This is a genomic window from Terrihabitans aquatilis, from assembly GCF_052542005.1.
Genome location: NZ_JBOCUO010000002.1, coordinates 137,422 through 156,820, shown reverse-complemented (window position 1 = coordinate 156,820; position 19,399 = coordinate 137,422). Strand labels below are relative to the sequence as shown.

Below are 19,399 nucleotides of genomic sequence, written 5' to 3'. Positions count from 1 at the left end.
CGAGCGGATTGCTGCATCGGCCCCGACCGCACCAGTTGCTTGCGCGCGGGACGGGTTTCGTCTGGAGGAAGGCAAACCGACAGAGCGGTGCCGTCCGCGCACAAGGGTTCGCGTAGCTCGATCAGTTGGCGGCCGGGATCTGTTTGACGTCGTAGACGAACTTCCCGGACTTCTTGAAATGCTCGACCCGCTGCGCGTTGCGCTGCTCCATGGCCTTGATCGTTTCTTGCTGCTTGTTCAGCTCGGTCGGATTGTGCTTGGGGTCGTATTTCGAACCGGCGACCTTGTCGGGAAAACCGGGCTTCGGCTCCCAACAATTGCCCGGCTCCTTGCAATTGGTGCCGTCATAGGCAGCCGCGCCCGCCATCATGGCGAGGCTGAGGGCGCCCGCGCCAGCCACGATCCGCGATAATCTCACGCTTCGGTCGATGATGCTCATGGTCGTCTCCTCGTGGTTTCCACCCTTTATTGCCAGCGGTTCAGTCCGCCGGTCCGCCGCATTCGGGGGGCAGGTCCTCTGCCGGCTCGATATGCTTGGCGTTCTGGTCGAAGGGCTTGAACTGGCCGCGCTGCTCGTCGGTCAGCCACACCGCGCCCTTCGGGTCGTCCTTGTAGAGATGGCGTACCCACGACATCGAGAGCAGCATCTCGTTCATGTTGAGGGCGCCGTACATCGGGCCCATCTGGCCCTGGGCGCCGCCGAAGATTGTCTCGAACAGGCCCTGGTCGGTTTCGTTCTTCGGGTAGGTCCAATAGGCGTCGTTCAGGCCGGGGCCGATCTTGCCCTCGCCGTAATGCCCGTGGCAGCCCGAGCACATCGACAGGAAGATCTCGTGCGCCTTGGGCAGGCAGATCTGCTTTTCGTTGTAGATGTTCTCGCCCGTCTGCAGGAAATGCTTCACGGCGTCGGTGTCGCGCCCCTCCTCGGGCGCTTCCGCCAGATCCAGCGGCTGGCCGGTGACGGTGTGGGTCAGCATGATCGCGGCATGCGCGCCCCAGACGAGGCCGCTGACGGTGAGAAGCGCCGCCGCCGTCTTCAGAAATGTCGTTCGCATCGGACCTTCATCGCAATCGGAGGATGGAAGGCCGGGCGGTCGAGCCACCCGGCCGCGCGAGCCGCAATCAGCTGTCGGGCTTCAGGAGCGGTATTCCTTCCTCGGACAGAATCTTCTCAACCTCCGGGCGCGCCTTCTGGAGCGCGGAATCGATCTCGGCGAGCAACGCCGCATCGTCCTTGCGGACACCGATCGCCTGGTCGTATTGCATCCGGATCGGGTCGCCGTTGGGCTGGTCGATGTTGTTGGCGATCAAGGTCATGCGCAGAGGTGTCGACGATTGCTTGACGTAGCGCGCCACTTCGGGCGCAAACGCGATCGCGACATCCGCTTCGCCGCTCGTCACCTCGGTCACCAGCCGGTCGCCGGGCACCTGGACCCATTGATTGCGGCGCGATTTGAAGTTGACCAGCGAATACATGTAGGCCGCATTGTCTTCAAAGCGCCCGATGCGCTTCAGCAAGGTTTCGGCGGGCGAATAGAAGCGCACCGCGAAACGATCCTGCTCCTTGATCTGGGCGTCGTCCCAGCGGCTGGCCGTGATGCCGCGATCCTCCCGCGTCACCATCACATAACCGGTGCGGTAATAGGGTTTGGAGGTCAGCACCCGTTCGTCGCCGACATCGACGCCCATCACGACGTCGCAATTGTTCTTGTCGAGCTGGTCGCGCACCAGATAGATGCCCGGCTTGTCGGTGCGCACGAATGCAGCCTGTCGGCCCATCGCCTCGGCCAGCACCTTGGCGATGCGGTCCTCGAAACCGGATCCGTCCTTCTCTGAAAACGGTGCCTCGACGTCGGAGGCACAGATACGCAGGACATTCGACGTGTCGGGCTTTTCGGAAGCCGGGGCTGCCATGCCGGGGGAGCCGGCGAAAGCGAAGCCGCCCATCACGACCCCGGCGACGGCGAGAGCCAGTCGGCTGACGCCTTTGCGGTTCAACATCTGATTATCTCCCGCTTGCCGGTCGTCGCGCCGGCAAGGAATGTGAGGAGGAACGATCGCCCGACGGCGAGCTTTTGGGGCTCGCCCCGATCAGGGTCCGCATGCGCAGCGGCGGGCGATCGGTTGTGAGCGCGATCAGCCGCCCGTGCGGATGATTTCGGTCGAGTATTCGCCGAGGTTCGGGTCGTCGTACGGACCCTTTCCGTCGAGCGAGAACACCATCAGTCCGCCACCCATCTGGGTGTAGTGCTGCAGGTTCTTGAATGCGCCCACCGAGCCCAGACCGGCGGTCGGGTCGTTGAGGTCGAACACCAGGCCCACGCCCGGCCAGCCGCCGACGCCGTAATAGATGGCGACGTATTGCGTGCCGTTATGGGTGTAGGTCATCGGGTGGCCGATCGCGCCCGACGGCAGCTTGAACTTCCACAGCAGGTCGCCGGTGTCGCTGTCGCGGGCCTTGATGAAGCCGTCGAGCGTTCCGTAGAACATCACGCCGCCGGCGGTGGCGAGCGTGCCGCCCCAGGCCGCGAACCGCTCCATCACTTCCCATTTGTATGTGTTGTTGATGGCGTCATAGGCCTTGACCTGGCCGAGGCCTTCATAAGCCTGCCGGTCGCCCTTGGGGCCGGGATACATCCACAGGGTCGCGCCGACGAAGAACTGGCCGGCCCGGTAGGGCAGCATGAAGGGCTCCCAGTCCATGCAGATGTGGTTGATGCCCATGAAGAAGGACTTGCGTTCCGGATCGTAGGAATCGTGTCCCTGGTTGTGATAGCCCATGGCCGAGGGGCAGATGTCGCGGCCCTTGTGGTCCATGCGCGTGCCGAATTCGGGATCGCGCTGCGGCAGGCCGGTCTTAAGGTCGACCTGCTTCACCCAGTTCACGGTGTCGTCGATCTTGTCGGCCGAGATGAGGTCGCCATTGGTTCGGTCGAGCGTGTAGACGATGCCGTTGCGGTCCGGATGGGTCAGAAGCTTGCGCATCTTCCCTTCCTTGTCCTCCTGCTCCGACAGCATCATCACGTTGACGCCGGCATAATCCCATTCGTCGTGCGGGGTCTTCTGGTACCCGAACTTGGCGTCGCCTGTATCGATGTCGCGGCCCCAGATGGTCATCGTCCATTTGTTGTCGCCCGGACGCATCGTCTCGTTCCAGGGCGCCGGATTTCCCGAGCCGTAGTAGAAGAGGTTCGTGTCCGGATCGAAGGCGTACCAGCCCCAGTTCGTGCCGCCGCCGATCTTCCAGGCCTCGCCTTCCCAGGTGGCCTGGCCGAGACCCTTCTGGCCGTAATGCGGATTGGCGCTGTTGAAGTCGTCGGCGAGGCGGACCTCCTCGTCCGGGCCGGTCGCATAGGCGCGCCATTTCTGCTCGCCGGTCGCGATGTCATAGGAGGTGACGTAGCCGCGGACGCCCAGTTCGGCGCCCGAGGAGCCGATCAGCACGGTGTCCTTCACCACATAAGGGGCGATGGTCAGCGTCGAGCCGACCTTGATGTCGGAATTCTCGAGCTTCCAATATTCCTCGCCGGTTTTGGCGTTGAGGGCAACGACGTGGCCGTCGAGCTGTGTCTTGATGATCAGCGGGCCGACCGTGCCGTTGCCCGGCCAATAAGCGAGGCCGCGGTTGACGACGTCGCAGCAGGCGACCGCGCGGGCCGTCGGGTTCTGCTTGGGCTTGTGCTGCCACAGGATCTTGCCGGGATCTTCGAGCGCGACGGCGAAGGTCGTGTTCGGGAACGGAGAGTGGATGTACATCACGCCGTCGACCACGAGCGGCGTGCCCTCGTGTCCGCTCAGCACGCCGGTCGAGAACGACCACGCAGCCTTCAGCTGCTTGACGTTCTCCTTCGTGATCTGGTTCGCCTCGCTGTAATTGTTGGCGCTGTAGTTCTTGCCGGTCATCGGCCAATTGTCGGTGTTCTTCGACAATTCGACGAGCTTGTCATTGGCAGATGCCGGTGCCATGGCACCGAGGCCGACCGTGGCCACCAAAGCGGTGGCAACGGTGAGCGCTGACACAGAAGAGTGCAGTCGACTCATAGTATTATCCCTCGCGTTTCCTGTCCCAAACCGTTCCGAATCCCGTGTTGGCGTCTGCCGTCATGGGTGCGGACTTCTATGTTTTCTTTTTCCGGGCACCGGACTGCCGCGAGAACTTTTCAGGTCCGCGCGTCAGTCAAGGCCAAGGGGAGATGTTCTTTTGTTTGTCGACATCTCCTTCTGTGCGAAGTTTTGCCGCACATAAGACTTATGTCTCCAGGTAATTAGGCAATTCGAGCCGGGAACTTTTCCCTCGAGGACGGGAAAACATCTCAAAGCTACGCTGTTAGCTCCGCTGAATAATTTTCTGAAAAGCAGGCAGAAAACGGGTGACAACCCCTGCGGGTCAGCGAAGATGGGAGCAATCGCCGATCTGCATCTGCACCCCGTGTCGAGGCTAGCCATAAGAGCGAGATGAGGACCGCCCGCTGTATCAATTTTCGCTTAGCCTTGCCCGTGGCCTTCGTTCTCGCGCTAGCGGGATGTGACGAGGGCGAACCGGGACGAGGGGAGCGTGTGGCTGCTGCCGATCGGCAGGACCTGGCCCGTCGGGATTGGCTTCAACCGACCGACGACACCGCTCCGCAGCTGTGGCTCGCGAGCCGGGAAGCCGGTTCTGATCTTCCACCGAATGCGCCGGCGGTTCTGGCGTGGGGCGTGGTGCTGGATGATGCCGGCCAGAGGTTCGGCGAGGCCCCGCGGATGATCGCCAATCGGGCCGTCCAGTTGCAGGCCATGCTGATCGAAATCGATGTCGCCGAAACTCCGAAAGAGATCATCGACGGCTTTTCCGTGCTGGCCGCCAAAGGCTCGCGCAGCGGCTTCAGCGATATCTGCCAGCATTACTTCAATCTCCGCTCGCAGGGGCTGTCGCGGGAGGCGGCGCTCGCCGCGCTTCGTGTGGAGCAGGCCTATCGGACGAAAGCGCCATGACGGCGTTCGCTCCCATTGCCGGACCACGGCCCTGGCGACCCCGGTCGCTGCGCGCGCAAGTGATGGGCGCGGTGGTCGCGATCAATCTCTGCGCGGCCCTCGTCGCGCTCGTGGTCATCATCGCCAATGCGCGCCGTGCCACGGAGGTCGAGATGCTGGCCTCGATTGCCGTGGCCGAGCGGTTTGTGCAGGAAACGGTTGAGCGCCTGGTGAGCGAGCAGGCCGGCGCCCCCCTGACCCGGCTGCCGCTGCATATCCGTGATCTGCGCCATGTCGATATCCGTATCGAGGATGCTGCCGGCGGCGACATCGATGTGTCGCCCGGTGAAAACGCGGATGAAGCGCACAGCGATGTCGGCATTCCGCCCTGGTTCACCGCTCTCGTCTCGGTGCCTTCACCGGAGCGCATCGTACCTATCGTCGAGAACGGCCGGACTTTGGGGCGGGTGCACGTCACCGGCCAGGCGTCCGACGAAATCGCCGAGGTATGGGAGGATATGTCGGCGCTCGCTCTGCTGGCGGGCGCGGTGAACATCGCCATCCTCGTGGCGCTGTATCTGGTGCTGGGCCGCCTGCTGCGGCCGCTCGATACGTTGTCGAAGGGGCTTCAGCAGCTGGAGGAGGGGCGGTTCGACCATCGCGTTCCCGCGCCCCCGGTCCGGGAGCTCGGTCATCTCGCGGATCGGTTCAACGCGCTCGGCGCGGCGTTGCGCCTTGCGCGCGACGACAATCGTCGGCTCAACGAGCGGCTGATCCAGGTTCAGGACAGTGAGCGACGGCAGATCGCCTCCGATCTGCACGACGAGCTCGGCCCCTGCCTGTTCGGCCTTCGCGCCAATCTGGATTCGGTGGAACGTCTGAGTGCGCGGGCGGATGCCCCGATCGCGGCCAGCTTGGCCGAGCGGCTGACGACGATGGTGGAGATCCTCGACCGCATCCAGGGCCTCAATCGGCGCATGCTGCGCAAGCTGCGGCCCATGGTTCTCGGCCATTTGCCGCTTGCGGCCGTCATTACCGATCTGGTGGCGGATTTCGAAAGCCATTCACCCGATCGCGATGTGCGCCTGACGACGCATGGTTTGGCGGAGCATTACGGGGAAAGCATCGACATCACGCTGTTCCGCTGTGTGCAGGAGGCGGTAACGAACGCTCTGCGCCATGGGGATGCGCGCGCGATCTCCGTCCACCTGCGCCACGATCATGAGACCGACATGCTCGAACTTGCGGTGGAGGACGATGGGGCCGGCATGCCTCCGGAGGCCATTCCCGGCCTCGGCCTGACCGGAATCGAGGAGCGGGTGGGCGCTCTGGGAGGCGAATGGCGGATCGGCGCCGCCGAGCCCCGGGGAACGCGCATCGATATCCGTATTCCGCTGCCGGCTGCCAACCCCGCGTCAGCGGAACGAATGGTGATGACATGACCAGCGTCCTTGTGATCGACGATCATCCCATCGTGCTGCAGGGCTGTCGCCGCCTGCTCGAGGATGCCGGCGTGGAGCGCGTTCTGGAGGCCGGTACGGTGCTGGCGGGCTATCGCTTGTTTCGCCGTGAGCGGCCCGATGTGGTCATCGTCGATCTGTCCTTGCAGGGAAACGGTCTGAGCGGGCTGCTTCTGGTTCGCCGCTTGAGACGGCAGAGCTCGCGCACGCCGATCCTCGTCTTTTCCATGCATGGCGACCCGATCATCGCGAGCCGCGCACTGGAAGCCGGTGCCAATGGCTATGTGCTGAAGGACAGCGCATCCGGCGCGCTGGTCGAGGCCTTCGAGCGGGTGCGCCGAGGCCAGCCCTATATGAGCCATGATCTGGCCATGCAGGTCGCCATGCTGGGCACGTCGAAATCGGCCGTCCTCGCGGACATCACGCCGCGCGAATTACAGACGCTCTCCCTTCTGGCGGAAGGGCGCGGCTATTCTCAGATCGCCGAAGAGCTGGGTATCAGCTACAAGACCGTGGCCAACACCTGCTCGCAGCTCCGCGCCAAACTGGGCGCCAGCACATTGCCCGAATTGGTTCGTTGCGCCATCCAATATGTCGCCACGACACCAGGACGATGAGGCCGTTTTCTTAACTCACCGGCTAGGTCGTGGAAACGGCGGGAATGGCGGAGAGGGCGGGGAGAGCGTGACTAGCGCGGCCGCTTAACTTGCCTTGGTGGCTGACCGCACTTCTCGGCCGTGATGCTGACTAGCATGCGTCTATCAACGCGGAATGATCAAGCGAAGAACAGGGTCTCTTCGGACGTCTTGGACTCCGCTGTGAGTTCGATATTTGTCCTTACAATTCGGACGCCGAGTCGGCTCTCCCATTATCCCTGAATGTCGGTGATCCCGTTCATCGCGCGATCGACTTCGCAAACTTCACCTGCTGCGTCTCCGTGGGCTCGTGGCAATCAAGTGTGCCGGTAGAACGACCTTTTTTGTCGCATCGCGCCACAACGCGACCCTCTCGGCACTGTCTGCGCCGTCGCGATCAAGGTTGAGGTGAGCGGAGGAGGTGGGGGTATTCATGCCGGGCATACTTGAGACCGAAGACCGGGCAAATCATCTCGGGAATAGCGAAAAGGCCGTGCAGGATACCCGATTTGAGAATGGCCGATTGACGGGTTCTTGTCTCGACGTCAAGGTCCTTGCGGGGGAAACGCGTGCGCCTTTCGGCCCGGTTGGAAACCGAGATCGGACGGCGCGCCCGTTTTTATAAAGACGAAGAAGGCATAATCGCCTTCCGCCTGGGGGGCTTATGCGCGGTTTACCTTGCATCTACTATTTCGACATCGTTCACGATTATCCGAAAATCGGTGGTGTCGTGGATGTGTCGGTCACGCTGTTCCGCCTTCTAAAGGCTCGGTACGGCGCGCGCCTGATCTCGGTGCGGGATCGGTTCCCGGTTCGGGAAAGAAGCGATGTCGGCTATTTCGAGCGCGAACAGCGCGCGGCGCTCAGCCTCGCCGAGACGGACCCAAATTCGATCTTCTTCTTCCCGAACTTCTATTCGCCCGTTCCGGCCCGGGAGGGAATGCCACGTCCACGAATCGTGAATGTGGTTCACGATGTGCAATTCGCGCACCTGCCGGAATATTTCGAGGCGGGGACGTTGGAGTGGCTTCATGCGGCATTCGCGGACACCCGCACCAATGCTGACCATGTCGTCTTCATCAGCAATAGTGCCCGCGATGATTATACCGCGCTGTTCGGTGCTCCTCGCCGTGGCACGGTCATCTACAACCCGGTGGCGGCCACAAAGCCCTCCCGTCCGGCATCGACGCCCTACATCCTGACAAGCGCCCATTACGAGCACCATCCCCACAAGAACTTCGCGAATATGGTCTCGGCGTTCGCGGCGGTGCTGGAGGCCCCCAATGCACCGGCGGGGCTCGAGCTTCATCTCACCGGTCACGGCGGCGATCTTTTCGAGGCAGAAATCCGGAGCCGGCTGCCTGCGGCTCTCCAGTCTCGGATTCATCATCATGGCTATGTCAGCCGTAAGCGGCTGGGCGTGCTTCAGCGCGGTGCCAGGGCCTACCTATCGCTGTCGCGTTTCGAGGGGTTCAACCTTCCCGCCGCCGAGGCGGCCGCACGCGGCACGCAATTGATCCTGTCCGACATCCCGGTTCATCGCGAGCTGTTTCCCCACGCTGTCCATGTCGATCTATCCGCGCCCGATATCCATGCGATTGCGAAGGCGCTGAGCCAGCCCGTGCGCGCGTCCTGGGCGCTGGCGAGCGCGTGCCTGCCGGAACGCGTCGCCGGATGTTATGGCGATATCATCGATTCCGCAGGGCGCGATCTCGACGTGTGGACGACGCATTCCATGTCGACAGGTCCGGTCGTCGCGGCGCTTGGGGCGCATAGCAGGCGGAGCACTTTCGCTGGCATCCTCATGGCCGGCACGGCGCTGGTGGGTGGCTCACTGATGAGCATGGTCTTGCTGCCAACGCGCGCGCTCGCGGACGGCGGCGGCGGGGGGCATTATTCGGGCTCTCCTGTTCCGGGGGGAACTGGAACCAATGGAGAGGATGGGGCCGATGCGCTCCTGCTGGGCAGCGGTGGTGGCGGAGGCGGGGCCGGTGGCGGCGATGGAGGTGCGGGCAGCGGTGCCCACCTCGGCGGTCAGGGGGGCAGCCCAGGGCAAGTCGATGGCGCCAATGGGACCACGGTCCAGTTTCAGGCGGGTGAAGGCGGCGGTGGTGGCGGCGGCGGCGCGCACGGATTCGATGGCGATGCCGCCGATCTGCCGGTGGGAGCAATTCGCGGCGGTCGTGGCGGCAATGGTGGAGACGCCTTCTCAAGCGGCAACGGCGGCGGTGGTGGCGCCGGTGGTTACGGAGCGATGGTCCGAGACCCCGGAACCACCACCTCCGGGGCGAACATCACCGGCGGAGATGGCGGTGCGGGTGGCGGCGGATATTACAGCGGCGGCGCTGGTGACGGCGGGACGGGCCTGCAGCTTGTCGATGATGGGATTTCCTTCACCCACACGGGCACCATCCAGGGCGGCGCCGGTGGCGCGCTGGGCATAGGTAACCACTTTGATGTACGAGCGGGTGCCGGGGGAGCGGGCGTACATGCTCTCGGGAACGATGTGCGTTACGTCAGCAATGGCGTTGTTTCTGCTGGCGCCGGCGGTTTCGGCGGAATCAATTGGTCTGGCAGAGGCGACGGGGCCAGCGGGGGAGATGGCGGCATCGGCGCCCTGTTTGAAGGGGACCGTGCTACCGTCAACGTCGATGCGGACATAGAGGGTGGGGACGGGGGCGAGGGCGGCAATATCACCGTGAACTCCGAATTCCGAGGCGGTAATGGGGGCACAGGCGGTGCGGCGCTTCAGTTCCTGGGCCGCGATGTCAGTGTCGAGAACACAGCGACGTTGTCGGGTGGTGCCGGGGGCACGGGTGGCAGCGCCGTGAACTTCAGGGATCCCGACCCCGGCTTCGGCGGTGCGGGCGCCGATGCGGTGCGGTTCCTCGGTACCGCGGCGTCCTTCAGAAATTCGGGCACAGTCGTGGGTGGCGCCGGAGGCCAGCATGGAGATGTCCCCGATCCTTGGACAGAAGTCGACGCCGAGGTAGGCGCAGCGGGCGCTGGCGTTTTCTTCGCCGCGACTGGAATCCTCGAGAACGCCAACGGAGGCGCGATTATCGGCGGCGCGGGCGCGTCCTCGCGCGGCCAGCGCCCGAGTGCGGGAGGATCGGGCGTCATCTTCCAGAGCGGACAGATCACAAATTTCGGCAGGATTGCAGGAGGCGAAGGCGGAGCATCGCTGGCCTATGAAGATTTCGCCGCTGAAGCCGCGGGGGCAGGTGGTACGGCCGTGGAGGTCAACGCCGGCCGCCTGTCCAATTTGGGAACGCTTGCGGGCGGTGCAGGGGGGCTGGGCGGCTTTCAAAGTTTCGCAGCTGCGGGCAATGGGGGCAGCGGTGCCTTGCTGACGGGCGGCGAAGTGCACAACGAAGGAGCCGGCGCGATCATCGGTGGCGCCGGTGGCGACACGACTGACTCGGACATAGGTGAGCGCGCTGGAAATGGCGGCCACGGCATCTTGGCTGAGGGAGGCCTGATCACCAATGCTGGCCAGATCAGAGGTGGGGAGGCCGGTACAAGTTATTACAACATCAGCTTGAACTCCCAGGTGGGCCGTGGCGGTTCGGGCATTCAGGGGCGCGATGTCACGATCGTCAATGAGGGCTCGATCACAGCCGGAAACGGGTCGGATTTCGCTTATTTGTCGAGCTTTCCGGATGCGCCACTACCTCCTCCTCGTCCAGGTGGTGTGGGTGTCGAGGGCGAAAATATCACGCTCGTGAACTCCGGGACGATCAGCGGTGGTTTGAGCGGCGTTTACGCGGGTTCGCCGGGCGACGATCGCACGCGGGCAACGGCCGTCCATTTCACTGCGGGAACAAACCGGCTGGAACTCCGCAGGGGCGCAACCTTCGTCGGCGATGTCCTGGCGGACGGAGGGGCGGACACGCTGGCGCTGGGCGGCGAGGCGGACGATGTCTTCGACCTTGGCTCGGGCTTCTTCGGATTCGAGACGTTTGAGAAGATAGGCACATCTGCCTGGACGATCACCGGCATCGGCGGTGTGGGCGAAGGGCCGGCGACGGTTCGTGCTGGAACACTGATCGTCGATGGATCGCTCTCCAACGAGGTGGAGGTGCTGAATGGCGCTTTCCTCGGCGGCAGTGGCACCGTGGGCGGCCTTGATGCGCACGATGGCTCGACCATCCGGCCGGGCGGCATAGGCAGCATCGGCACGCTGAACGTCACCGGTGATGTGCGCTTCTCGGAAGGCTCGGTCTACGAGGTCCACGCCAATGACGAGGGCGAGGCGGACCGCATCACGGCTGGCGGCAACGCAGAGCTTAAGGGAGGTACGGTGAAGGTGCTGGCGTCGGACGGCCTCTACGATCCGGCGCGGACCTACACGATTCTTTCTGCGCTAAATGGTGTGTCCGGCGAGTTCGGCGGCGTTACGAGCAATCTGGCGTTTCTCGACGCCCGCTTGAGCTACGACGCCACCAATGTGTTTCTGGGCCTGTCGCGCAACGACATCGATTTCTCCGATGCCGCGACGACCCGAAACGGGCGTTCGGTCGCGGATGCGATCCAGAGCCTGGAGAGCGGCAATCCTGTGTTCGACGCCATCCTCGGGCAGGATGTTGCCGGTGCCCGCGCGGCTTATGACCAGCTCTCGGGCGAAGTGCATGCCAGCACCGCCTCGGTGCTGGCGGCCAATGCGCAGGCGGTGCGCAACGCCGTGCTCGATCGCACCCGGGCGCTGGCATCGGCCCCGGCCGATCTGCCGCCTTTGGCCTATGCCGGCGAGGCGGCCGTGCCGACGCCTTACGAGAGCAGGGCAGCGCTCGGCTACAGCGGCTGGGGCCAGGGCTTCGGATCCTGGGGCCACAGTGATGGCGACGGCAATGCGGCGCGACTCGACCGCGATACCGGCGGCTTTGTCTTGGGCGTCGATAGCGGCCGCGACGGCTGGGACATTGGATTGGCCGGCGGCTATCTGAGCACGAGTTTCGACGTCGACGACCGCTTGTCCTCGGGCTCGGTCGACAGCGTATTCGGCGCGCTCTACGGCGCCACCAGCATCAATGCCGTGCGGGTTCGCGGCGGCATCTCGGTGGCGCACAACAGCATCGAGACCGACCGCACCTTCGTGCTGCTGGATGAGCGCCTCTCGGCCGATTACGATGGCTATACCGCGCAGGTGTTCGGCGAGGCCGGCTACCGCTTCGACATGCAGCGCGGCATGGTCGAGCCCTTCGCGGGCCTGGCTCTGGTGCGTCTCCACACCGATGATTTTGCAGAGACGGGCGGCGATGCCGCGCTGGCCGGCGATGAGCAGGACGACGATTTCGGCGTTACCACGCTCGGCGTGCGCGGCGAGGCCCGCCTGTTCGAGAGCCTGCCGATGACGATCAGTGGCCTGTTAGCCTGGCAGCACAGCTTCGGCGATGTCGATCCCGCGCGTCTGCTGGCGTTCCGCTCGGGCGGAACCGACGTCGCGATCTCGGGCATTCCGCTGGATCGCAACGCAGCCCTGATCCAGGCCGGGCTTGGCTATGAGGCAAGCGAGACCGTCTCGCTCAGCCTGAGCTATGAGGGCGCGTTCGGAGAGGATGCCCAGGACCAAGGCGTCAAGGGACGGTTCGATGTTCGGTTCTGAGCGGAGCATCGTTTTCGGCAAAGCCTCAAATGGGGCGAAGGAAGCGTTCATAGGAACGGATTGGAACGGCTCTGTCGTCAATGGCGAGGTTCGGTATCTTCCCACGGACGAACTCAAGCTGCTTTACGTATAGAGTACGACACGATTACTTCGCCCGGTGGACTTCGGAAAAGTGATAGCCGACGGTTTATCATAAGGCAGCTCGCGCATGGGGGGGCTCGATGCCGCTTCGTGCGCGGCATCGAGCCTTCTGTATATTTTGTTTTACTATCGCGGAGCCAGCCTTGTTAGACCCGTGGCCGGCCTTTTTGGGGACCATGCTGGCTGGTCCGCGATGATCTCCTTCTGACACTCACGGCTTTGGCAACGGTGCTTGTGATGGTCCTGCATCTGTGCGGACGCCAAGACCGATGTGCCTCGCGTGCTGAGGTGGTGCCTGCGGTTGCGGGCAAGACCGACATGCATAGGATCTCTGAGTGAAGCGTTCAGCTGCTCGTCGCAGCGAACATCGTAACAACTGCCGTCTTTGTTGTATTGCCGCCACAGCGCCGACAAATGCGCGCCGCGCACCATTGTTGGCTTTGATCTAAGCCGCGCGACATCGCGCAGAAAAATCAAGAACTAATGGGCGTGCCGGGTTGTCACCCGACCAGCAGACATAGAAAGACTCTAAACACCTGTGGTTGCGGCGTTTTTCGCGATCCGCTAGTTGCGCTGGGTCTTGTTGTCGGGGCGCGTAATTGTGTGGGTGGTGTTCCCGTGAGCAAATCAAAGCTCGAAAAACTTCTCGATACTTTTGTGCAGATGCGGCCACGGCTTGAGGCCCTCGCGCGGTCGCGCACGGGTTGCGGGACAACGGCCGAGGACTTGATCCAGGACGCCTGGGTGAAATTGGAGACCGCAAGCATTCAAGTCATGATCGACAACCCGGGCGGATACATCACGCAGGTCGCGAACCGCACGGTGATCGATCACATCCGAAAAGAACGCCGCCGCGGCGAAATCAATCAGGAACTCGCGGATTTGCTGAGCGAGGGCGCGGGGGAAGTATCCGCTGAGCGCACCCTGATCGCCCGCGAGAATCTGAAGGCCGTCGAGGCGGTGCTGGAGACACTCCCAGAGCAGACACGCAAAATGTTCCTGATGAACCGCCTCGAAGGGGTTTCCCATCGCGCGCTGGCCGAACGGTTCGGGATGACGGACAAGGCCGTTTATTATCACATCCGCCGCGTTCTCGAGCGGCTCGCCGAAATTCGGAACTGACCTCAAATCCAGACTTTTAATAACAGGCCGTTTCAGGAAGAACTCGCTTTCGCGCGTCTATTGGGTAGAAGGAATCAAACTGATGCCTCGCCCCTCAGATTCCGTGCCCGAAACCGAAAAACGACACGAGATAGATCGCAGGATCGAACTAGACGCCCGCGATTGGATCGTGCGGTTGACGTCTGGTGATGTCAGCCAGGCGGACCTCGACCGCTTCAAGGCGTGGCGGGACGCGTCTTCCGCTCATAGACACGCTTTCGAACGCGAGCGCACATTCTGGCAAGAGCTGCGCGTGCTCGATGGCGCAGGCCCGGAAGCGCCTGTTCGAGTTGCTCGAATGCGCTCGGGCCCGGCGGTTATGGGGCGCCGCGCCTTCGTCTTGGGAGGAAGCGCGCTCGCGGCTGCTGCCGCAGGGGCGGCGGTTCTTCCGAGCCTCGATCTGTGGCGGCGGGCCGATTACATCACGGCGGCTGGCGAACAGTCGGAAGTCCGGCTTCCGGATGGCTCGACGGCTTGGCTCAATACCGACAGCGCGATTGCCCTCGACTTCCAGCCCGGTCTGCGACTTGTGGAGCTTCTCCGGGGCGAGGTGGAGTTTCAAGTTCGTCCGGAGAGCTCGTCCATATTCCGGGTGTCGGCGTTTGGAGGCAACAGCGACGCGCTTGGAACCACGTTTTCCGTCCAAGCGACGGACTCCCTCACGGTCGTCACCGTAAGCGAAGGAGAGGTGCGCGTGTCGGGACAAGTTGCCCCGGCTGATCTTCCCGAAGCCGTCGCCGACTCTGTGCTAGCCTCGGCGGGAGAGCAGGCCGTCTATGGACGCGGGGAGAAGCCGTCTTCGGCGCACCGCGTCGATATCGATGTGGCCCGTGCTTGGCGCATGGGAAAGATTGTCTTCGAAGCTCGCTCCTTCGCAAGTGCGATCGGCGAGCTCGGCCGATATTTGCCCGAGCACATCGTTATGGCCCCCGGAGTCGACGTCGGTGTCCCGGTCAGCGCTGAATTCCGGACTAGCGAAGTCCTGGCCGCCGTCGAAGCCTTGGCGCGCACGCAGGGGCGCACGGCGCGCCGGATCCCCGGAGTGGTCGTCCTGATCGCATAGTCCGGAAAATATTTCTCAAAAATCTCCGTTGCTGTCTTAGGCGTCGAGCCACCTCACCCGTCAATGATGTGACGGAGCAGTGCCAAGCACGCTTGCTCCTTGGCGGCGAACCTCGCGATGCGCGTTCGCTCGGGAAAAAGGGCTGGGTGAAATGGCGAGCGTGAGAGTTTCAACGAATGTCTTCCGGCATAGCCATTTTCTGAACGCGTTGATGGTAGGAACAGCGCTTTGTTTCGTCGGGTTTCCAGGCGCTCTCCCCGTTCGCACAGCCAAGGCACAAGCTGCGCAGACGAACTTCAACATTCCAAGCCAGTCTCTAGGAGGCGCGTTGCGCGCCTTCTCCGCGCAAGCCGGCGTGCAGATCGCCTATCAGACGTCCGTGGCTGCGGGGACAACAGCGCCCACGATTTACGGAACCTTGACCTCGCAGCAAGCTCTTACCAGTCTTCTTGCCGGGACGGATCTGACCTACTCCTTCACCAATGCTCATACAGTCACGATCATTAACCGAGCATCGACCGCGCCCACCCCGATAGATGGAGATGCCATACAGCTGGAGACAATCGTTGTCTCAGACGGCGGTGGGGCAGCCCTGCCTTATGAGACGCCGGGCGCGGTGGGCTATATTTCGGGCGAGCAGATCGAACAATATCGCGGCACGTCCCCCGCCGACATTCTCAAAGGCGTGCCGGGCTTGATGTCGGGTGCCTCCCGGTCCAGCGGCGGCATCGATCCCAACATTCAGGGTCTGCAAGGCATGGGCCGTGTCGCCGTGACCGTCGATGGCGCCAACAACGCCATGACGATGTATTATGGCTATCAGGGGGTCAATAACCGTTCCTACATCGATCCCGATTTCATCGGAGGCATCAGCGTCGAAAAGGGGCCGAGCACCGGCGCAGGCGGGGCAGGCGCCATCGGAGGCGCCCTGGCTATCAGCACGATCACAGCCGACGACATCATCCCCGAAGGCGCGAACCAGGCTTTCCGCATCAAAGGCGAAATCGGGACGAACACCTCGGATACTCTCCCTGTCGGTACGAGGAGCATGATAAGGGATGTCCGCAACAGCGATTATCTCTGGACGACGACGAATACCGGGACGCCTGCCGCGCCTGTGCGCAACATCGATCGGCCCGCATTTCTAGAGCCGACAGGCGGTGCTGGAAGCGTTGTCTATGCTTCGCGCAGCGAGAATTTCGATCTGGTGCTGGGCGCCGCGCATCGCAAGTATGGCGATTATCATGCCGGTACGCATGGGGATAACGCTCCCCGAAGGTCCGACGTTTGCTCTGGCGCGACAGGCACCACTCTGACGTATTGCAACCGAGGCAGCATTCCCTACGAGCCAGGGTTGACGACCTATCTGGCCGGCGAGCAGGTGCTTAACACGTCTCAGGACATTTTCTCCACCCTAGCCAAGGCAACCATCCGGAAGGACGATCACACGCTGGATCTGATCCAGACGCATTACGATACGATCAACGGTGAGACCTACGCTTTTGGCAGCGTTGTTACTGGACAGGTCTTGACGCAGAACCCGCTCGCGCGAACCGTGCTCGACACTTACGCAACGCGGTACCGCTGGAACCCCGATAGTGATCTCTACGACCTGAAGTGGAACGCCGCGTACACGCACATGAACGTGCAAGCGCCGGACGGTGTCGGCGGCGCATCTTTGACGGATGCGGTGACTGGTATGATCAGCGCCGATCTCAGCAACACATCCCGCTTTACCACGGGGTGGGGTGAATTCGCGTTCAACTACGGCGCCGCGTTGCTGGATGAGTCTACTGGGCCAGGAGAGAAGTCAGACGGTTCGGTGAGAGATGGCGATCGCACCGAGGTTTCGGGATTTATCAACGCCACGTTCAAACCGATCGACTGGCTGCAGCTCGATGGGGGTCTTCGCCACCATCACTTCTGGGTGAAGGACAATTACGATAGCTCCATTATCCAAGCCATAAATAGCAGCGAGGGAGCCTGGGACTACAGTGTCGGCGCATCGGTGACGGCGCTTGACTGGCTCCAGCCTTTCGTCAACTACCGAAATGCTGCGCGCATGCCGTCGCTTTGGGAAAGCGTAACCGGCGGGCTCATCACGATTGATCCGGATCTCGGACCGGAACGGGCCAGCAGCTGGCAGATTGGCGCCAATCTGGTCACGGATAGTCTGCTCCGCGAGGACGACACGTTAAAGCTCAAATTGTCCTATTTCGACAACACCGTGGACGATTATATCTACCGCCGGCTCACAACCACCTATCCGTATCCGCAGTTGCCGAATTATGCCGTTACGCAAATTGATGTAACCAATCTCGATAAAGCTAAATTCTCCGGGCTCGAGCTGTCGGGGCGCTACGCTATAGGAACGTTCAGCGCCGAACTGGCGGCGACATACTACACAGAGTTCGAATTCTGCCGGACGTCGGATACATGCGTTAAAAGCTCGTTGGGCGGCGACTACTCGACTAATAATGTGCCGCCGGAATTTTCTGTCAGCCTGACTTTGAATAAGAAATTCTTCGACGACAGGTTCCTGCTCAGCGGCCGCGCTACATATCACGGCAGGCGTGCTGCCGATGCCGAGGATGCGGTTTCAGGCGCCAATCCGCTTATTGCGATGATCCCATGGGATCCTGTGCTAATTCTTGATGCTAACGCCCAGTATAAAATCACCGAGGACGCCAAGCTTACCCTTAGCGTGGAAAACTTGACGGATGAATATTACGTCGATCCGTTGAGCTTTGTGCTCCTGCCCGCTCCGGGCCGCACCATCAAGGCAGGTTTCACGACAACGCTTAGCGATGCGCCCGGCGGCTCCCTCTTCTTCGGCGGTCTTGATGGCCGGACGCGCGACTGGAGCGGCTTTCACGTCGGCGGCAGTCTGGGGGCCACCGCAGCAAACACCCACATACATGACTACCACCGGACCTCGACTAATCTGAATACTGGAGCGGTCAACGAGCTAGGACCGGCCTTTTTCGATGAGGGCGACGCATCCCATTGGCTGGGTGAAATCCGTGCCGGCTACGATTATCAATTCGACAGCAATTTCGTCCTTGGGTTCAACATCGAGGCAGGCTGGACTGATATCGAGACCGGAACAGGGCCGCGCGTCTCGGCGCCTGGTGTCAACACTCCGAAGACCTCCACGACTTACGAGACCATAGCTTCGGTCAATGTTCGCGGCGGTTTCGCGGCGGGAGATTTTCTCGTCTACGGCAAGGGAGGCATCGCCGCTGCTAATATGCGCAGCCATGTCGATATGAGAGAACACACGGCCGATACCGAAGGTTATGGAGTTGGTTTTGCCGTCGGCGGCGGTCTTGAATATGCGTTGACCGACAACATCAGCGTGTTCGGCGAATACCAGCATATGCGTCTTTGGGGACCCGATGCAGATGGCGGTTTCGTCTCGGGCACTACGTCGTACAATTATGAATACACGAGCCGAAGCAGTGTGGATCATGTGAAGACAGGCGCGAATTTCCGGTTCTAGTGACCAGCCAGGAATACACTTGGCAGATCGTGCAGGACGTCGCGTAGCAAAGCGCAATTCGACGTCCTCTTTGACCTGGCCAGTATGGCCTCGGAATCGACTTTGAGCCCACGGCTCTCGATCAATTCCTCTGTGAACTGCGTGCACTTCTGCCGCATGAGGATGAACGTCAGCCAGGCGAGCGCGCGGACGCTGGGCTGATGGGCTGCATCTGGAAGGTACCTATCGTGGGCATGGTCCGGACTTCCCTTGTCGTCCAGACGTCAGCGCCGAGCTCCACCTCCCAGAAATTCTGCGAGGACGGGTTATCGGCGAACGTCGCCGTCATCCAGTCGTACGCAGGCGTGGCAAACTGGTGAGCCTCAATCTCAAAGAAGCTGGCTACGGGCTGTCGAAGGCCTTCCCATCGCCGCTCTAGCGCCGCCCGCTCTTCCGCGTGTCGAGCTTTTGCAACGCCTGGGTCTTTCGTCCGAAGGCTGATCCTGACTTCAGGTCGACCAACCTGCTGCACCAAATCCTGCGGTACACGTTTGCGCAGCTGTTACACCAGTTTTAGGATGCTTCGTTGGACGTGCCATGGGCAGGGGCATGTGTACCACCCGTGTGTACCCACCAGGCAGCTCCTAAGTTGTTGATTTGCTTGAACCCTAAGCGCGGTCAATGGCTTAGGCAGGTGATGGCGGAGAGGGTGGGATTCGAACCCACGGTACGGTTACCCGCACAACGGTTTTCGAGACCGTCCCAATCGACCACTCTGGCACCTCTCCGCAAGGCAGGCCGTCGATCAGCAGGGCGTCATGTATACGGAGCGCTCGCGCCGCACAAGCCGCTTTTACAGGGTTTCGGTTGACGAAAGGGGGCTCCGCGCGTATGGAACAG

At 62.2% G+C, this 19,399-nt stretch carries 12 protein-coding genes and 1 tRNA gene; 7 read left to right on the top strand and 6 right to left on the bottom strand.

All coding sequences use genetic code 11. From position 1 onward, the window contains the following. Nucleotides 1-121: 121 nt before the first annotated feature. The 4 genes from ACQ6S1_RS06755 to ACQ6S1_RS06740 all read right to left on the bottom strand — a co-directional run bounded on the left by ACQ6S1_RS06755 (nt 122) and on the right by ACQ6S1_RS06740 (nt 4,041). Nucleotides 122-439 (bottom strand): methanol dehydrogenase [cytochrome c] subunit, encoded by a 318-nt coding sequence (locus ACQ6S1_RS06755; protein ID WP_445040424.1) that lies wholly within the window; start codon nt 437-439, stop codon nt 122-124. Nucleotides 440-479: 40 nt separating this feature from the next. Then, a complete protein-coding gene (moxG, locus tag ACQ6S1_RS06750) occupies nt 480-1,055 on the bottom strand; it encodes a cytochrome c(L), periplasmic (protein WP_445040423.1) in 576 nt (191 codons plus the stop codon). A gap of 67 nt (nt 1,056-1,122) precedes the next feature. Beyond that, nucleotides 1,123-2,001 carry a methanol oxidation system protein MoxJ gene (moxJ, locus tag ACQ6S1_RS06745; RefSeq protein WP_445040422.1) on the bottom strand — a complete coding sequence of 293 codons (879 nt, stop codon included), beginning with the start codon at nt 1,999-2,001 and terminating at the stop codon, nt 1,123-1,125. A 135-nt stretch (nt 2,002-2,136) separates the two neighbouring features. Beyond that, entirely contained in the window at nt 2,137-4,041 is a 1,905-nt protein-coding gene (locus ACQ6S1_RS06740) for a methanol/ethanol family PQQ-dependent dehydrogenase (RefSeq protein WP_445040421.1), read from the bottom strand. A 516-nt stretch (nt 4,042-4,557) separates the two neighbouring features. Here ACQ6S1_RS06740 and ACQ6S1_RS06735 point away from each other — a divergent pair. The 7 genes from ACQ6S1_RS06735 (at nt 4,558) to ACQ6S1_RS06705 (ending at nt 18,520) form a co-directional block, all read left to right on the top strand. Then, the gene (locus tag ACQ6S1_RS06735) at nt 4,558-4,974 is read left to right on the top strand and encodes a hypothetical protein (RefSeq protein WP_445040420.1); all 417 of its coding nucleotides are present in this window, start codon (nt 4,558-4,560) and stop codon (nt 4,972-4,974) included. Next, nucleotides 4,971-6,395 carry an ATP-binding protein gene (locus tag ACQ6S1_RS06730; protein ID WP_445040419.1) on the top strand — a complete coding sequence of 475 codons (1,425 nt, stop codon included), beginning with the start codon at nt 4,971-4,973 and terminating at the stop codon, nt 6,393-6,395. The genes ACQ6S1_RS06735 and ACQ6S1_RS06730 overlap by 4 nt, the downstream gene beginning before the upstream one ends. Beyond that, entirely contained in the window at nt 6,392-7,030 is a 639-nt protein-coding gene (locus ACQ6S1_RS06725) for a response regulator transcription factor (protein WP_445040418.1), read from the top strand. The genes ACQ6S1_RS06730 and ACQ6S1_RS06725 overlap by 4 nt, the downstream gene beginning before the upstream one ends. A gap of 682 nt (nt 7,031-7,712) precedes the next feature. Then, complete coding sequence (locus tag ACQ6S1_RS06720; RefSeq protein WP_445040417.1) at nt 7,713-12,653, top strand: autotransporter domain-containing protein; 4,941 nt, start codon at nt 7,713-7,715, stop codon at nt 12,651-12,653. 759 nt (nt 12,654-13,412) lie between these two features. Continuing rightward, complete coding sequence (locus ACQ6S1_RS06715; protein ID WP_445040416.1) at nt 13,413-13,916, top strand: RNA polymerase sigma factor; 504 nt, start codon at nt 13,413-13,415, stop codon at nt 13,914-13,916. An 82-nt stretch (nt 13,917-13,998) separates the two neighbouring features. Further along, nucleotides 13,999-15,018 (top strand): FecR family protein, encoded by a 1,020-nt coding sequence (locus tag ACQ6S1_RS06710; protein ID WP_445040415.1) that lies wholly within the window; start codon nt 13,999-14,001, stop codon nt 15,016-15,018. A 151-nt stretch (nt 15,019-15,169) separates the two neighbouring features. Continuing rightward, complete coding sequence (locus ACQ6S1_RS06705; RefSeq protein WP_445040414.1) at nt 15,170-18,520, top strand: TonB-dependent receptor domain-containing protein; 3,351 nt, start codon at nt 15,170-15,172, stop codon at nt 18,518-18,520. A gap of 169 nt (nt 18,521-18,689) precedes the next feature. Here the strand turns inward: ACQ6S1_RS06705 and ACQ6S1_RS06700 are convergent, their stop codons facing one another. Both ACQ6S1_RS06700 and ACQ6S1_RS06695 read right to left on the bottom strand, forming a co-directional pair. After that, nucleotides 18,690-19,058, bottom strand: a complete 369-nt coding sequence (locus ACQ6S1_RS06700) for a DUF6538 domain-containing protein (RefSeq protein ID WP_445041229.1) — start codon at nt 19,056-19,058, stop codon at nt 18,690-18,692. 139 nt (nt 19,059-19,197) lie between these two features. Continuing rightward, nucleotides 19,198-19,287 (bottom strand) — tRNA-Ser (locus ACQ6S1_RS06695). Between the last annotated feature and the right edge of the window lie 112 nt (nt 19,288-19,399).

What these genes read in the sequence shown, in the direction of transcription:
- ACQ6S1_RS06725 (WP_445040418.1), top strand. Translation starts at nt 6,392, where the DNA reads ATGACCAGCGTCCTTGTGATCGACGATCATCCCATCGTGCTGCAGGGC.
- moxG (WP_445040423.1), bottom strand. Translation starts at nt 1,055, where the DNA reads ATGCGAACGACATTTCTGAAGACGGCGGCGGCGCTTCTCACCGTCAGC.
- ACQ6S1_RS06740 (WP_445040421.1), bottom strand. Translation starts at nt 4,041, where the DNA reads ATGAGTCGACTGCACTCTTCTGTGTCAGCGCTCACCGTTGCCACCGCT.
- ACQ6S1_RS06720 (WP_445040417.1), top strand. Translation starts at nt 7,713, where the DNA reads ATGCGCGGTTTACCTTGCATCTACTATTTCGACATCGTTCACGATTAT.
- ACQ6S1_RS06705 (WP_445040414.1), top strand. Translation starts at nt 15,170, where the DNA reads ATGGCGAGCGTGAGAGTTTCAACGAATGTCTTCCGGCATAGCCATTTT.
- moxJ (WP_445040422.1), bottom strand. Translation starts at nt 2,001, where the DNA reads ATGTTGAACCGCAAAGGCGTCAGCCGACTGGCTCTCGCCGTCGCCGGG.
- ACQ6S1_RS06730 (WP_445040419.1), top strand. Translation starts at nt 4,971, where the DNA reads ATGACGGCGTTCGCTCCCATTGCCGGACCACGGCCCTGGCGACCCCGG.
- ACQ6S1_RS06710 (WP_445040415.1), top strand. Translation starts at nt 13,999, where the DNA reads ATGCCTCGCCCCTCAGATTCCGTGCCCGAAACCGAAAAACGACACGAG.
- ACQ6S1_RS06755 (WP_445040424.1), bottom strand. Translation starts at nt 439, where the DNA reads ATGAGCATCATCGACCGAAGCGTGAGATTATCGCGGATCGTGGCTGGC.